The sequence below is a fragment of the Vibrio sp. MOR3 genome (genome assembly GCF_001557775.1).
GTDB classification, from domain to species: Bacteria; Pseudomonadota; Gammaproteobacteria; order Enterobacterales; family Vibrionaceae; genus Vibrio; species Vibrio jasicida.
The window spans coordinates 127,592-143,833 of sequence record NZ_LNRD01000006.1 but is presented as its reverse complement, the minus strand read 5'-3'; the positions used below and the strand labels follow the sequence as shown (position 1 = coordinate 143,833).

General features: G+C 43.7%; 14 protein-coding genes. 7 read left to right on the top strand and 7 right to left on the bottom strand.

Annotated features, from left to right (window positions below; all coding sequences use genetic code 11):
• Positions 1–51 precede the first annotated feature (51 nt).
• The 5 genes from ATB76_RS13995 to ATB76_RS13975 form a co-directional block, all read right to left on the bottom strand.
• Entirely contained in the window at positions 52–2,343 is a 2,292-nt protein-coding gene (locus ATB76_RS13995; RefSeq protein ID WP_061035508.1) for an EAL domain-containing protein, read from the bottom strand.
• Between the two features lie 21 nt (positions 2,344–2,364).
• The gene (locus tag ATB76_RS13990) at positions 2,365–3,195 is read right to left on the bottom strand and encodes a sulfurtransferase (RefSeq protein WP_061035507.1); all 831 of its coding nucleotides are present in this window, start codon (positions 3,193–3,195) and stop codon (positions 2,365–2,367) included.
• 55 nt (positions 3,196–3,250) lie between these two features.
• The gene (locus ATB76_RS13985; RefSeq protein WP_061035572.1) at positions 3,251–3,550 is read right to left on the bottom strand and encodes a hypothetical protein; all 300 of its coding nucleotides are present in this window, start codon (positions 3,548–3,550) and stop codon (positions 3,251–3,253) included.
• 151 nt (positions 3,551–3,701) lie between these two features.
• On the bottom strand, positions 3,702–4,175 hold the full coding sequence (locus ATB76_RS13980) for a hypothetical protein (RefSeq protein ID WP_042605658.1): 474 nt from the start codon (positions 4,173–4,175) through the stop codon (positions 3,702–3,704).
• 12 nt (positions 4,176–4,187) lie between these two features.
• On the bottom strand, positions 4,188–6,302 hold the full coding sequence (locus ATB76_RS13975; protein WP_061035506.1) for an LruC domain-containing protein: 2,115 nt from the start codon (positions 6,300–6,302) through the stop codon (positions 4,188–4,190).
• Positions 6,303–6,965: 663 nt separating this feature from the next.
• On the opposite strand from ATB76_RS13975, the gene ATB76_RS13970 reads away from it, so the two are divergent.
• From ATB76_RS13970 to ribB, 7 genes are all read left to right on the top strand, one after another.
• A complete protein-coding gene (locus ATB76_RS13970; RefSeq protein ID WP_061035505.1) occupies positions 6,966–8,399 on the top strand; it encodes an aldehyde dehydrogenase family protein in 1,434 nt (477 codons plus the stop codon).
• Between the two features lie 15 nt (positions 8,400–8,414).
• Positions 8,415–9,332, top strand: coding sequence for an acyl transferase (locus tag ATB76_RS13965; protein ID WP_038873077.1), 918 nt, complete (start codon positions 8,415–8,417; stop codon positions 9,330–9,332).
• A gap of 35 nt (positions 9,333–9,367) precedes the next feature.
• Positions 9,368–10,435 carry an alkanal monooxygenase gene (locus tag ATB76_RS13960; protein ID WP_038873080.1) on the top strand — a complete coding sequence of 356 codons (1,068 nt, stop codon included), beginning with the start codon at positions 9,368–9,370 and terminating at the stop codon, positions 10,433–10,435.
• A gap of 26 nt (positions 10,436–10,461) precedes the next feature.
• On the top strand, positions 10,462–11,436 hold the full coding sequence (locus ATB76_RS13955) for an alkanal monooxygenase (protein ID WP_061035504.1): 975 nt from the start codon (positions 10,462–10,464) through the stop codon (positions 11,434–11,436).
• 85 nt (positions 11,437–11,521) lie between these two features.
• Complete coding sequence (locus ATB76_RS13950; protein WP_061035503.1) at positions 11,522–12,655, top strand: long-chain fatty acid--CoA ligase; 1,134 nt, start codon at positions 11,522–11,524, stop codon at positions 12,653–12,655.
• A gap of 5 nt (positions 12,656–12,660) precedes the next feature.
• Positions 12,661–13,362, top strand: coding sequence for an NAD(P)H-flavin reductase (fre, locus tag ATB76_RS13945; RefSeq protein WP_038873089.1), 702 nt, complete (start codon positions 12,661–12,663; stop codon positions 13,360–13,362).
• Between the two features lie 22 nt (positions 13,363–13,384).
• Positions 13,385–14,077 (top strand): 3,4-dihydroxy-2-butanone-4-phosphate synthase, encoded by a 693-nt coding sequence (gene ribB / locus ATB76_RS13940; protein WP_061035502.1) that lies wholly within the window; start codon positions 13,385–13,387, stop codon positions 14,075–14,077.
• 136 nt (positions 14,078–14,213) lie between these two features.
• Here the strand turns inward: ribB and moeB are convergent, their stop codons facing one another.
• Both moeB and moeA read right to left on the bottom strand, forming a co-directional pair.
• Positions 14,214–14,963: a molybdopterin-synthase adenylyltransferase MoeB gene (gene moeB / locus ATB76_RS13935; protein WP_061035501.1), complete on the bottom strand. Its 750-nt coding sequence runs from the start codon at positions 14,961–14,963 to the stop codon at positions 14,214–14,216.
• A gap of 9 nt (positions 14,964–14,972) precedes the next feature.
• Positions 14,973–16,208, bottom strand: a complete 1,236-nt coding sequence (gene moeA, locus ATB76_RS13930) for a molybdopterin molybdotransferase MoeA (RefSeq protein WP_061035500.1) — start codon at positions 16,206–16,208, stop codon at positions 14,973–14,975.
• Between the last annotated feature and the right edge of the window lie 34 nt (positions 16,209–16,242).

Genomic DNA, 16,242 nt, shown 5'->3' with positions numbered 1-16,242 from the left:
TTTTTCGCTGGTTTACGATGACACTAGCGGAATAATGAAAACAAGCCGTTGTTATTCTGCGACGGCTTTTTCATTGCTGCTTTGTTGTGCAAATTCTATCAACGCCTCAAAAAGCAGTGGTTTGGAATAGAAGTAGCCTTGGATTAGGTCGCAACCACAAACAGCAAGCTGATCACGTTGTTGCTTTGTTTCTACACCTTCCGCTAAGACCTTCATACCAAAATTCTTACCAATGGCGATGATGTTTTGCACCATGTTGAGGGCTTTTTCATCCTCTTCGATGTTATCGACAAAGCTTTTATCAATCTTTACCTCATCAATTGGAAGGGCTTTCAGCATACTCAAAGAAGAGTAACCTGTACCGAAGTCATCCAGTGAAATTTTAAAGCCTAATTGGTGTAAGCGTTCGCAAATCGGTGCGAACTTGTCTAAATCCTCAATGAATAAGTTTTCGGTTATCTCCAACGTAATTCGATTTTGGTCAACACCATGTTTTTCAATCGATGCAAGGAGATTGTCGACGAAGTTCACCTGAATAAATTGCTTGACCGATATGTTGATCGACATTTGAATCGGTTGGTGTGAAGTTGCCATCAACCTTGCCATATCAATAAGGCTTTTTTCTATTATCAACTCTCCCAGACGAACCATTAAACCAGAGCTTTCGGCCAAAGGAATAAATTCATTGGGTGGTACAAAACCAAGCTCTTCGTCTTGCCAGCGAATCAACGCTTCCACGCCATAAACCTGTCCATTTACGTTCAGTTGAGGCTGATAAACCATAAACAGGCTTTGTCTCTCGATGGCTAGCCTTAAACGCTGTTCGATGCGCATTTTGTGCAAGTGCTTTACATGCATATGTTGGTCAAACAAGCTGTAGGTGTTTCGCTCTTTTTTCGCTTGGTACATCGCAATATCGGCTGAGCGAAGCAGTGCATCTAGGTTGTTGCCATGGGATGGGTAAAGTGCAATACCAATGCTGCAACTGAGTAAGAATTGGTTGTCTTTAACAATGTAAGGTTCGGATAAATAAGCGATGAGATCGCTAGCAAGCGTATTGATGCTGGCTTTATCTACGAGATTGACAAGAAGGATGAACTCATCACTGGCTTCTCGGATAATCAATCGTCCTTCCGCTTCAAACGTTTTTAGGCGCTGAGCGATTTGTTTTAACACTTCGTCGCCAAATTCATGGCCGTGTGTGTCGTTGACCGATTTAAAGTTATCGACATCAATAAACATCAGAGTAAAAGGGTTGGAAGCCCCTCCTAGCCAGCGACCGATGTGGGTTCGCAAATATTCACGATTGGGCAGGAGAGTGAGGTGGTCATGGTGCGCTTGATATAAGAGTTTCTCTCGCGTCGCCAATTCGTTGTTCGCAATGGAGCGGACGAGCGCATAAAAACCAGCTTGAATGAAAATGAATACGATGGAATAAAGAGCGAATTGCTCAAAGAATCCACTTTGGATATATCTGAGATCAGTAGATGAAGAAGCCCAAAGTTTATAGTCAGGCAAATACTTTAACGTCACGAGTTGATTGATTCTAGGGTCATCTGCAACAATATTTACCGCGCTCGCTAGTGACTTGACAGTATCTCGGCTCCAGCCATATTTTTTGTCTACTTGCTCAAAAACGATTGATTTTTTATGGCCATCAGCAGGATGGTTATAACTGTAAACCGTCGCCTGCTCTGCGGATGTAAACGTTAAGTAGCCATCTTCACGTACTAGGGAAACGCGATTGTGCTCGTTGGCATGAATATCATTTCTAAAGACCAAGGAAGAATTCATTTTGAAGCCTGCCGTCATTACAGCAGTGACTCGTCCCTGTTTATCACGAATTGCTTTTCTAATTGGGATCACCAATGAATCGAGAGCAGGCATAAAATACGTGCGTCCAACGACCATATGATTAGATTCAAGTGCGGCAATGAATGTGTCTTTGGTTTGCGGATTTTGATTGAGGTTCTTTAGTTTTTGCAAATCTAAGTTGGAGCTTATTGCAAGATAATCTCCTTGAGGGTTTGTTAAACCAAATGCAGCGATTGCTGGGTGGATACTCATAAGATTGTCTAGCAGCGGACGCATCTGAAGAGAGGCGGTGCGCGTGAAGTCATTTTGCTCAACAAGCTGATGACCGACAACTTCAAGAAGGGTTTCTTGTGCTTTAAAGAGTGAATCGACCGATGAAGCAAACAGCTCCAATTGTAAGAGCTGCTTGTCTTTGTATTTATCGAGGGTGGATTCGTAGTGATAATGACCAAATAAAGAAAACAAACCGACGCTAATTGCGAAAAGCGTTATGTACAGCGTCCAAATGTTCTTCTTTAATCCGATCATATTATTTTGATAGCTCCTAAATTAGCACTCGATAGGTAGGGATTGGTCTGCGCCCCATTCTGTCCATGACCCGTCATAAACCGATAGTTTTTGCATGCCTAGTTGATACGCTGCTAGTAACAAAATGCACGCAGTGACACCAGAACCACAACTGAAAATGATTGATTTATCATTATTTATTGTTAGTTCGCTAAATATCTGTTGCAACTCTGAATTTGGCTTAATGTGACCGTCCGTTAATAGTTCTTGAAACGGCAAGCAAACCGCATGCGGAATGTGCCCACTGCGTAGACCTTCTCGAGGTTCTGGCACTTCACCTAAAAAACGAGCCTTGGAACGAGCATCAATAATATTTGCACTTTGGTGATTTGAGTGGCCAAGAACCGCTTGGGCATCCAAAAATGCCTTTTCATCCAATTTGCCAGAAAAATCACCTAGCTCTTTGGGTTGTACAAGTGTGTCTACGACGGGGAAACCCGCGTCAATCCAAGCGGGTAAACCGCCATTCAAAACACGAACATTGTTATGCCCCATTGCTTTTAACATCCACCATGCTCTTGGTGCTGCTAGCGTACCTGAGTTGTCATAGATCACGATGAGATCATCGTAATTCAGCCCCAACTGTTGTGCGCGGTTATTGAAGTCAGCTTCCGTTGGCATCATGTGGGGAAGGGGGGAATTCGGTAAACAAAAGTTATTGTCATAATCAAAACGCTGCGTACCAAAGATCCATTGGTTCTGAATTTTCTTTGTTTCGGATGGAATTTGAAAAGTAATGCTCGCATCTAAGAGCTTAAGGTTTGGTTTACCTAAGAGTGGTTGTAATTCATTGACAGTAATCAGTGCTTGCATGTTTTGTGCTTCCTTACCATGGCATGAAGCCGTTGTATAAATGAGCAGAATAGGCTTATTCGCATTTCAAAAATGTGAGCGGCTGCTCGAAGAGAGAACCTGTGGTTTGGTTGAATGTCACCGTTGAACCTACTGGGCAATTTACCGTTACAGGGACCGAGATAGGTGCTTGACCTTGTTCAGGTAAATCGATGGTTAAGTATCGGCGTTGTCCGTCAAGCGATTGAGTTAATGTATTACTTATCACCGTTGTAGTGACGGTTTGGTTTTTCTCTGATGATGTTAACCAAAGCACAAAAACTAACAGCAGTATGGTACCTGAAAAGACAAAAATGTAGGTTTTGGGGTTGTTCAACGTGTTTTCCCGCATCTTCAGTAATCCTTCTGTTTTACAATAAAAAAATCGCATGTTCAAAAGAACGATGCGATTTTTAAGTTAAAGTATGGACAATTATGCGGTAAAGCTTGTTGTTCGTACCGTTATTACCTTTCGGTTTGGTCAGAGACTACAACGTTAAGCTCGTATCACTGGTGGAAATAACTCGTCGAATTGGGTCAGTGCCATCGTAAAACCAAATCTCGACCAGTAAATCACCTTGGCTGTCAGAGATATTGAAATCAAAATCTGCTTGGCCATTGCTCAAGGGTATAGAAGCCACTTTGCTGGGGTAACTGGCTTTGTAGTTACCTGCGCCGTCTTCTTGAAAGTCCTTATACAAGCTTAAATGCGCACGTTGAGAAGAGAAACCACTGATATCGACACTAAGTGTGCCTTCTTTCACTGGATTGTAGTTAAAGCCTTCTGGTACCACTAAATCCTGCATGGTGGTCTCTTCTTCCGGAACCGTCACTGTTGTTGGAGGTGGTGCTGGTGGTGGTGTTGAACTATCATCGTCGCTGCTACCGCCACCACCACCACCGCCGCCACCGCCACATGCCGTTAGTGCTAATCCCATAATGATTGTGGTTAAGTATTTCATAATATTATCTCCCTATGGACGGTTGTAGCACTTGTCGGCTGTTGGTGATTGGTGCCAGGTTTCGCTCTCTGTACCTCCAGACTCAGCCCAAGTTTGGAATGCAGGGTAGGCTTCAACCATGTCAATTCGTTCTAAAGGCCACTCCCAGTCTTCTACAATAAGTAGAGCCCAAGGAAGGTAAGTAGCTGTTTTGAAGTAGTTGTTTGAGCCATTCAAACTTGCATCGACACCTCGACCATATAAGGATGTATCGAATTGCTCAGTTGGTGCTTGTCCAGGTAAGTGCACTTCCCATTTTCGACCTGGTTGGAAAGTGATGCCGTCGCCATGGTAAGTATTTGGTGTTGCAAAGATGAACGGGTCGTATGGCATATCGGTTATCGCAGAGCGATCAGAACCTTCTGTAAAGTAGATGTTGAGGGTAAAATCCAACAGTGCAGTATTGGTATCACAGTCAGATTCGGTTCTAAAGAAAGTACATCCACCGCTGCTGGCGGCGTGAACACTCATGTCTTCACCAATGATAAATATTGCTTCATCAGAGATGCTTTCCAGTCCGTTTGACGCTTGCTCAACACCATCAAATGTCAGTGTTGTCAATGCGGTTTCGATACTGCTTCGTGATACACCAGGTAATCGAATAGCAAAACCATTTTTATAGGTGGCGCCGTAAGCGACCAATTTGCCCGAGATTTTGATGTTTTCGACATGACCAGCCAACGTGGTTTCTGTGATTTGTAGGTCAACAACAACGTCATTCATGTCATAGTCCGCTGTATATGGCCAGTTGTCTTCATAAGCAACGGATGCGTAATCGTCTACTGCTGGGAAGTGCTCCACAGCGTAACCATTAGCCGTTATTGTGATTGGGTGATCTTCCACCTCGCCTGATGTTGAACCACCATCATAGTTAAGGTCAGTTTGTTGACTAAAACGGAAACGACTCCAGCTTGAACCGGCGGTCGCAGCGGTAGAAACAACAAATGGAAGGGAGTTGCTACCCGCAGCGAGAAGCTCATTGGTGAAGACTTGCTCGCCATCATCATCAAAGTCACCATCGCGGTTCCAGTCAAACCAAGCGGATAGATAGCCTGTTGTTGATGCGGTTACTTCGACAACGGAGCTCAAACCTGGATCGAGTGCAGCAACAAAACCAACGCCATCTTCATCGGCAGCACCAACTGCGTTGTCGTCTGCTTGCCCATCAGAATCACCGTCTGGACCAATAGACCCGAGCCAAGTAACGTCATCGACTTCGTGACGTGGACCATTTGAAGCAAGCGTTGTACTGTAAGTGTCCGGTGCGTCACCAAAGTCGATCGGATCGTCTTCGTCAATCACAGGCGCATTGGCACATCGAGCACCGTCATTTTGGCTTGAACTTGGGCCGTTAGAAACAAACTCGACCGCAGGAACAATGCCCGCTGCGATATTGGCTGCGTTGCCTTCCGAAAGGTCAACACGATAGATTTTGCCATCTTGGTTACGTGACACGTAGTAGTTGCCGTTTACATCGAAGTAGCCAGCACCAAATGTGCCTAACTCGCCTGTATCACCTATCGCAGTCGTATTACCATTCGATGGGTTGAACTGGTACAGCACTCCAGAATTATTGTCGATGCCGTAAAGGGAACCGTCGCCTGGATGGAATGCAAAGTCGGTTAGATTCACCGTCGCTGTTGAACTAATTTTCACGATGCTCAATGTCGCATTTGGATCAGAATCGAGTGGAGAAAGGTCAATGGAGAAAAGTCCTTTGCCTTTGCGGTACAAGTAGTAGACATGGTTGTAAACGTCACCTACGTAAAACGTGTGGTCGGTAGGAAGACCAGAAACATCAAGCGTCTCTGCTTGGAAGTCTTGACCAAGACGAACAATCTTTTTATTTGTGGTGTCGTAGCCGTAGATATAACGGTCAGTGAAGTTAAAGCCTACGCCGTTAATGCCCGAAGCCAAACCTGTGTCGTCCTCTAAAAGAGTCGTAGAACCTGTAACCAAATTGACGCCATAGATTTGAACCGGGGTTGATTGGAATAGGTACGCTTTGCTTGGGCATGTGTCAAATGGCGCCGCTTGTGCATAAGCGCTCGCTATTAGAGACCCAAGTAGTAGTGATGTCCTTTTCATAATTCGCCCTCTCATTGGTTCGTGATATATGCAATGAAAGGAATGTGCCAACTTTTAAGTTGTTGATATATAAGAATTAAGTTTTCATCTTTTTGCAATTTCTAATCTGAAAGTCAAAATGAAAATTTAATTGATGTCGATTTCTGAAAATTTAAAACCACTCTGGGGCAATCATTAAATGTAGCGATGCTTAAGTTTAGGTTTTAATGCGTGGCGGGGTAATTTTGAACAAACTTTCTACCTAAACCCCTTTTTTATGCATGGTCTTTGCGGTGTGTATGGTGTGATTTTGTGTATCTAATTTTATAGTTTATGCATTATTTTGCATATTTTGCATATGTGCTTTTGTTTAAGCGCCTGAGCTAACTTGGCCTAGGTTGCTTTACAAGAAAAGGTTCTAATTAAAGTATGTTGTATTTATGCATGAGTTAATGGTTATCGTTATCAAACATTTGATGAGTCTAACAATAGAAATAACTGAAATTTATAACCTATTTAAATGTTATGAATAACTATAATCAATATAAGCTATAATGCCATCAGTTTATATAAAACCTAATTAGTTTGATTGATGTAATATTATTTGTATTTTGACATGAAATTTCTTTCAATCTCAAATTCTAAGAACTAATGTTTTTCCAAATTAGAAGGAGAGCTTTTGATATGGAAAAACACTTGCCATTGATTATAAATGGTCAAATAGTTTCTACTGAAGGAAAAGGTTATGAGATCACTTTTGAAGAAAAAAAAGTAAAGATAGATTCTCTGAACCATGAAATTTTGTCACAAATACTTCATTATGACTTTTTGAGTGATCTAAATGTAAATAATATTATCAATTTTCTTTATACAGTAGGTCAACGTTGGAAGAATGAAGAATATTCAAGAAGAAGGGCATATATTAGGACTCTAATTACTTATTTAGGTTACTCACCACAAATGGCGAAGTTAGAGGCAAATTGGATCGCGATGATTCTCTGCTCTAAAAGTGCCTTGTACGACATTATTAATACAGAACTTGGGTCTGCTCATATTCAGGATGAATGGTTGCCTCAAGGAGAGTGCTATGTAAAAGCCTTTCCGAAAGGACGAGTCATGCATTTGCTTGCGGGTAATGTCCCTCTCTCTGGTGTGACATCGATATTGCGCGGCATCTTGACCAAGAATCAATGTATCGTTCGAATGTCGGCTTCTGATCCGTTTACTGCCCATGCGCTAGCAATGAGCTTCATTGATGTGAACCCAGAACACCCGATTTCCAAGTCACTCTCCGTCGTCTATTGGCCCCATAAGGCAGATACGACAATTGCGGAAGAGCTAATTAGTCATATGGATGCAGTTGTTGCTTGGGGCGGGCAGGATGCAATTGATTGGGCCGTTAAGCATTCGCCTTCACACATTGATGTTTTGAAGTTTGGTCCTAAAAAAAGTTTTACCATTTTAGATGAACCGACCAACTTAGATGAGGCCGCTTCCGGCGTCGCTCATGATATTTGCTTTTATGACCAAAATGCTTGCTTCTCTGCTCAAAATATATATTTTTGTGGGAATAACTACGAAGCTTTTAAAGATAAGTTAGTAGAAAAACTATGTCTTTATGAAAATATACTTCCTAAGTCCAAGCAAAGCTTTGATGAAGAGGCTTTATTTTCCTTTACTCGGCTAGAGTGTCAATTCTCAGGTCTCAATGTTATATCGGAACCAGATAATAAGTGGATGATTATAGAATCAGAAGCTGGTGTTGAATACAACCATCCTTTAAGTCGTTGTGTTTATATTCACAAAATAAACAAGGTTGAAGATGTTGTTGATTATATCGCTAAGCATAAAACTCAAACAATTTCGTTTTACCCTTGGGATGCATCAATTAAATACCGAGATATATTTGCTAAAAAAGGTGTTGAGCGAATAGTTGAATCCGGAATGAACAATATATTTAGAGCAGGCGGCGCACATGATGCGATGCGACCACTACAACGTTTAGTTCGATTTGTGTCTCATGAAAGGCCATATAGTTTCACCACCAAGGATGTATCTGTAGAAATAGAGCAAACCCGATTTCTTGAAGAAGATAAGTTCTTGGTTTTCGTCCCTTAAATAAGGAAATTTATAATGAAAAACCAATGCAAGACTATTTCTCACGTGCTGAGCGTGAATAATGGTCAGGAAATTCATGTCTGGGAAACACTACCGAATGAAAGTGTGCCCCAAAAAAATAATACCATTCTTATTGCTTCTGGGTTTGCCAGAAGAATGGATCATTTCGCAGGTCTCGCAGAATACTTGTCTGAAAATGGGTTCCATGTTTTCCGTTATGACTCACTTCACCATGTCGGTTTGAGTTCAGGTACCATCGATGAGTTTACGATGACCACCGGAAAAAACAGTTTATGCACGGTCTATCACTGGCTGCAACAAAAGGGCATGTCGAACATCGGCCTCATTGCGGCAAGTTTGTCAGCTCGTGTGGCGTATGAGGTCATTGCTGATCTTGAACTGTCTTTCCTCATTACTGCTGTTGGTGTCGTTAATCTGCGTGACACGCTGGAAAAAGCACTTGGGTTTGATTATCTCAGCTTACCTATCGATGAGCTGCCAAACGATCTTGATTTCGAAGGGCACAAACTTGGCTCTGAAGTGTTTGTTCGAGATTGTTTTGAACATCACTGGGATACATTGGAATCTACGCTTGCCAAGGTGGCCAATACGTCCGTTCCGTTAATTGCTTTTACTGCCAACAACGATGATTGGGTAGAGCAAGAGGAAGTGTACGGTATGCTCGGAAAGATCAGTAGTGGCAATTGCAAACTGTACTCCCTGCTTGGGAGCTCCCACGACTTAGGTGAGAACTTAGTCGTCCTCCGCAACTTTTATCAATCCGTGACGAAAGCCGCGATCGCGATGGATGGCGGTCGTTTAGAAATCGATGTTGATTTTGTCGAGCCTGACTTCGAGCAGCTCACCATCGCGACGGTCAATGAGCGCCGTCTAAAAGCAGAAATCGAAAGTCGCTCGCCAGAAATGGCTTAACGCTTACCCGTAACACCAATAAATAAGGAAACGTTATGAAATTTGGAAATTTCCTTCTCACTTACCAACCTCCTGAGTTAGATCAGACAGAAGTGATGAAGCGATTGGTTAATCTTGGCAAAGCCTCTGAAGGTTGTGGTTTCGATACCGTTTGGCTACTAGAGCATCATTTTACCGAGTTCGGGTTATTAGGTAACCCATATGTGGCTGCCGCGCACTTACTTGGTGCGACTCAAAACCTTAATGTTGGTACCGCTGCGATTGTATTACCAACGGCACATCCTGTTCGACAAGCTGAAGACGTGAACTTGCTTGATCAAATGTCGAAAGGGCGATTCCGCTTTGGTATTTGTCGCGGGTTGTACGATAAAGACTTTCGTGTATTTGGTACTGACATGGATAACAGCCGTGCGTTGATGGATTGTTGGTATGACTTGATGAAGGAAGGTTTTAACGAAGGCTACATGGCGGCAGATAACGAGCATATCAAGTTTCCCAGAGTCCAACTGAATCCAGCAGCACATACTAAAGGCGGAGCTCCAGTTTATGTGGTAGCAGAGTCAGCATCGACAACGGAATGGGCAGCACAACGCGGTCTACCGATGATTTTAAGTTGGATCATCAACACGCATGAAAAGAAAGCCCAGCTCGATCTTTACAATGAAATCGCGGCGGAGCATGGCTACGACGTTACCCAAATTGACCACTGCCTGTCTTACATTACTTCGGTTGATCATGACTCAGAGAAAGCCAAAGACATTTGCCGAAACTTCCTTGGCCATTGGTATGACTCTTACGTGAATGCCACCACCATTTTTGACGACTCCAATCAGACCAAAGGGTACGACTTTAACAAAGGCCAATGGCGCGATTTTGTTTTGAAAGGTCATAAAGACACGAATCGTCGTATTGATTACAGCTACGAAATCAATCCAGTAGGCACACCTGAAGAATGCATCGCAATTATCCAGCAGGATATTGATGCTACGGGCATCAACAACATTTGCTGCGGCTTTGAAGCTAACGGTTCAGAAGAAGAAATCATCGCATCTATGAAGCTCTTTCAATCTGATGTGATGCCATACCTCAAAGAGAAACAGTAATAATTATTTTCGATAAGGAAAGGGACATGAAATTTGGATTATTCTTCCTCAATTTTTTGAACTCAAAACGCTCTTCAGACCAAGTCATTGAAGAGATGTTAGATACCGCTCATTACGCCGACCAGCTTAGCTTTGATACTGTTGCTGTGTATGAAAATCATTTTTCGAACTATGGAGCCGTTGGGGCACCGTTGACGGTTGCGGGTTTTTTACTTGGTATGACTCAACATCTCAAAGTCGCTTCTTTGAATCATGTCATCACCACTCATCACCCTGTCCGCGTTGCCGAAGAAGCTTGCTTACTTGATCAAATGAGTGAAGGGCGCTTTGTTTTTGGATTTAGTGATTGCGAAAAAAGTACTGATATGCGTTTCTTCAATCGTCCGACCGATGCGCAATTTAAGGTGTTTGAAGCATGTTATGAAATCATCAATGATGCTTTTTCAACGGGTTATTGCCACCCAGACAACGATTTTTTCAGTTTCCCAAAAATTTCTGTAAATCCACATGCTTATACCGAAGGCGGTCCCGCTCAGTTTGTGAATGCCACAAGTAAAGAAGTGGTTGAATGGGCAGCGAGGCGAGGTCTCGCCCTTGTGTTTAAGTGGGATGACTCCAATGCACTACGCCAAGAATACGCGATGCTTTACAACGATATTGCAAACGAACACGGTGTGGATATTGCGAGCGTACGTCATAAGCTGACTCTTTTAGTCAACCAGAATCCTGATGGTGACAAAGCAAGAGCAGAAACGCATGAGTACTTAGCAGAGTATGTTCGCGAATCTTACCCAAATAGTGACTTCTCCACAAAAATGTCCGAATTGTTGTCTGAAAATGCAATTGGTACTTATGAAGAAAGTACACAAGCAGCACGTATCGCAATCGAATGCTGTGGTGCTTCTGATGTATTGATGTCATTTGAGTCAATCGTAGATAAGACGCAGCAAAGAGCGGTCATCGATGTAGTGAATGCCAATATAGTGAAATACCACGCTTAAGATCATACCAACGCATAAAGGGGCTACATTGACGCCCCTTTCTCCATCTCTATGCGCAATCGCGCTTATTTATATAGGCACTTATATGGACGCACTTTTAGCGGTCAAGCAGGAAAATATCGCGGCAAGCACAGAAATCGATGACTTGATTTTTATGGGTACACCGCAGCAGTGGTCTTTGCAGCAACAAAAGCAATTGACTTCTCGCCTCGTCACAGAGGCGTACCGACATCATTACCAGAATAACGAGGAATATCGCCATTTTTGTCAATCATTAGGCGTGACAAGCGATATCTCTGACCTTAATGATATTCCCGTTTTCCCAACTTCAATTTTTAAACTAAGAACGTTGCTTACGATTGATGACACTGACGTTGAAAATCGATTCACAAGCAGTGGTACCAGTGGAATAAAAAGTGTGGTTGCTAGAGACCGACTGAGCATAGAGCGCCTGCTTGGTTCGGTCAATTTCGGTATGAACTATGTCGGTGACTGGTTCGATCATCAAATGGAACTGGTCAACTTAGGCCCTGACCGTTTTAACGCCAATAATATTTGGTTTAAATACGTGATGAGCTTGGTGGAGCTGCTCTATCCGACGGCTTTTACGGTGAGCGAAGATGAAATCGATTTCGAAGCCACGTTAGCAAATATGGCGCGGATTAAAGAAAAGGGTAAGACAATCTGTCTTATTGGTCCTCCTTATTTTATCTACTTGCTTTGCCACTTCATGCGTGAACAAGGGCAGGATTTCAATGGTGGCAGTGAGCTCTATATTATTACCGGTGGGGGCTGGAAGAAGCACCAAGACCAATCACTCGACCGAGAGGCCTTTAATCAGCTTCTGCTAGACACTTTTGGCTTAGATAGCACGCAGCAGATCCGAGATACCTTCAACCAAGTGGAGCTAAATACCTGCTTTTTTGAAGACAACGAACATAAAAAGAGAGTGCCTCCTTGGGTGTTCGCTAGAGCGTTGAACCCTATTACGCTCCAACCCGTGCCTAATGGAGAGCCGGGCCTAATGAGTTATATGGATGCATCAGCGGTGAGCTACCCTTGTTTTTTGGTCACTGATGATATCGGAATTGTAAGAGAAGAGCAGGGTGACAGGCCTGGCACAACGGTTGAGATCGTCAGACGAGTTAATACGAGAGGGCTAAAGGGATGTGCACTTAGCCTGTCTCAAGCCATTACAGTGAAGGACGGGAAGGAATAAATGCCATGTTATGTACGATAGAAAAGATAGAACCACTGACTAGCTGTATCTTCCGTGTGGTTTTAAAACCGGACCAACCTTTTGATTTTAAAGCAGGCCAATACATTAACGTCAGCTTAAGCTTCGGCAGCCTGCCGTTTTCTATCGCCTCTTGCCCGTCTGAAGGTGGGTTTCTGGAACTTCATATTGGAGGCTCAGAACTGCGCAATAAGAATATTCTCGTAATGGAAGAGCTGACTAATGCTTGGTTCAGCGGTAAAAAGTTAGAAGTGAGTGAAGCAAGAGGCGAAGCTTGGCTGCGAAGCCAAAGTGTAAAACCACTGTTACTTGTGGCTGGTGGGACGGGCATGTCATACACGCTGAGCATTTTAAGAAACAGTCTGCAGCGCGGGTTTACCCAACCGATTTATGTCTATTGGGGAGCAAAGGACATGGACAATCTCTACGTGCATGATGAGCTCGTTGATATTGCGCTAGAAAACAAAAATGTCAGCTATGTCCCTATTACTGAAGTTTCAAATTCACCTCAATATGCAAAGCATGGACAAGTGCTCGATTGCGTGATGAATGATTTTCGCAATCTATCTGAGTTCGATATCTACTTATGTGGTCCTGGGAAGATGGTGGAAGTCGCTCGAAATTGGTTTTGTAAGGAAAGAGGCGCGGAACTCGACCAACTTTACGCTGACGCATTCGCTTACTTATAACAAGTTTCAAGGAGAAGAAATCATGAGTTCTACATCACTTTTAAAAGAGTTTGGTAATCCGCAGCAAAGAGTCGAAAGGGCGATTGAGGCATTGAAAAATGGAAACGGTGTTTTATTAATGGATGATGAGAACCGAGAAAACGAAGGTGACCTCATTTTTTCAGCGCAGCACCTTACTGATCAACAAATGGCGTTAATGATAAGAGAGTGCAGTGGTATTGTGTGTCTGTGTTTAACTCAAGAACGAGCGAACTGGCTGGAGTTGCCTCCTATGGTTGAAGATAACCGAAGTAAAAACCAAACAGCTTTTACGGTGTCTATTGAGGCGAAACAAGGTGTGACAACCGGTGTATCAGCAAAAGACCGTGTGACAACGGTAAAAACAGCGATCTACTTTGACGCTCAACCAGATGATCTTGCAAGGCCTGGGCACGTGTTTCCTTTGGTTGCCAAAACCAATGGTGTATTGACTCGTCGAGGGCATACTGAAGGGACGATTGACTTAATGTATCTTGCTAACCTTGTTCCATCCGGTGTGCTATGCGAACTGACCAACTCAGACGGCACTATGGCAAAGCTTCCTGAAACCATTGCTTTTGCAAAACGTCATGAGATGCCAGTTTTGACAATAGAAGACATTGTTGAATATCGGACGGGGATAGACCTACGAAATGAATATGAAAGCAGCCCAATGAATGAGGTGAGCCTAACGTAGTCAAATTTAATCCTTAACGCTCCTTTTGTTCAGTGCCTATGCTGACTTTTCCGCCCTTCCTCGGGCGGCTTTTTCGTTTTATGGCGATAAAAATTAACCCGCAATGAGCGGGCTAATCAATGTTGTATTGAATGGTTTAGCTACATACAGGGCAGCTCGGCATTTTCATCAGATTCATTTCTCGCCAAGACATGCTGAGCGCGTCCAAAATCAGAATTTTGCCTTTCTTTGGTTGGCCGTAATCAGCAATCACTTTGAGCGCCTCCATCGCTTGTACTGCGCCAACAATACCAACAACAGGAGCCATGACTCCGGCTTCGACACAACTTAACGCACCGCTGCCGAAGAGGGCACTTAAGCACTGGTAACATGGTTGTGCTGGATCATCGTAAGTAAACACACTCACTTGGCCTTCCATACGAATGGCCGCGCCTGAAATTAGCGGTGTTTTGGTAGCAAAACATAGGCGATTAAGTTGATTACGCGTCTCGACGTTATCTGATGCATCGACAACAATAGTGTGCTGCTTAATCCGGCTCTCTAACGCTTTATCATCAAGACGTTTTGCAATGGTATCTACGATAATGTGCGGGTTAAGCTCACGTAGTGCATCGGCCGCTGAGTCTACCTTCTTACGACCAATATCCGAATCGTGGTGCAGAACTTGGCGCTGAAGGTTAGACAGCTCGACGATGTCATCATCAATCAGCGTGATTTTACCGACACCAGCAGTCGCCAAATATTGGCTTGATGCGCAACCTAAACCCCCAGCACCAAGCATCAGTACCGATGCTTGTTTGAGTGCTTCTTGTCCATCAAAGTCAAACTGACGAAGAATGATTTGGCGGTTGTAACGTAGCATTTCCTGATCGGAAAGAATATCCACAACGACTTCCTAGTAAAGGGTTGAGTTGAATAGTTGAATCTGAACCGTTTCGCCCACTTCAACTCGGCCGCGTTCACGTTCCAACACAACAAAACAGTTGGCTAGGCTCATTGAGCGGAATGCGCCAGAGCTTTGGTTGCCCGTTGTTTCAACCACAAACTTGCCATCTTCCAGCGTGTAGATACCGCGTTGGTAATCGGTGCGACCAGGCGCTTTCTTAAAGGCGGTTTTGGTTGTTGCCGGAATAGACTCGGGTGCTTTCCATTCTGTATGGCCTGCAAGTTTTGCCAGCATTGGTTGAACAAGCACATACATGGTGAGTACGGCAGAAACCGGGTTGCCCGGCAGACCACAGAACCAAGCTGTACTTAGCTTACCAAATGCGAAAGGTTTACCCGGCTTGATTGCTAGCTTCCAGAAACCAATTTCCCCAAGTTCTTCAAGAATGTCTTTGGTGTAATCCGCTTCGCCCACACTTACACCGCCTGAGGTCACGACCACATCTGCCAATGTTTGCGCTTGTTCAAAGGTCGCTTTTAGAGTCTCTGGGCAGTCTGGAATGATACCAAGATCAACGGCTTCACAACCGAAGTTCTCGATAAGCGGTTTAATACCGTAGCGGTTGCTGTCGTAGATTTGACCTTCGTCTAGCGGTTCGCCCAGTGGTTTAAGTTCATCACCAGTAGAGAAGAAAGCAACTTTTGGCTTACGTACTACTGTTATATGGCTAACACCAAGAGACGCAATCATCGGAATATCGCGAGGTGTTAAACGTGCACCTTTTGCCAGTACGATGTCGCCTTGTTTGATGTCGTCACCTGTTGGGCGGATGTTGTTTTGCGGCTTCACGTCAGTTTGGTTGAATTGAATGCCAGCATCCGTTACTTCTGTGTTTTCTTGCATGATAACGGCATCACAACCCTGTGGGATTTTTGCGCCAGTCATGATGCGAACACAGGTACCTTGAGGCCATTCACCTTCAAAAGGTTGTCCTGCAAATGATTTACCTGCCAGAGGCAATACAGAAGATGACTCAAGATCTTGAATGCGAATAGCGTAACCATCCATTGCTGAGTTATCGAATGGCGGTACGTGAATAGGAGACAGGATGTCTTCTGCCAGTACAAAACCGAGTGCTTCAGCAAGTGGAAGAGAAAGCGTTGTTTGGATAGGTTTGATTCGCGATAGCATTTTGTCCATCGCTTCTTCAATTGGCATCAAGCCAGGTGCGTCGCAGCAGCCCATTGAGAAAATCCTGTGTTCTTTTGTTTTGTGGCAA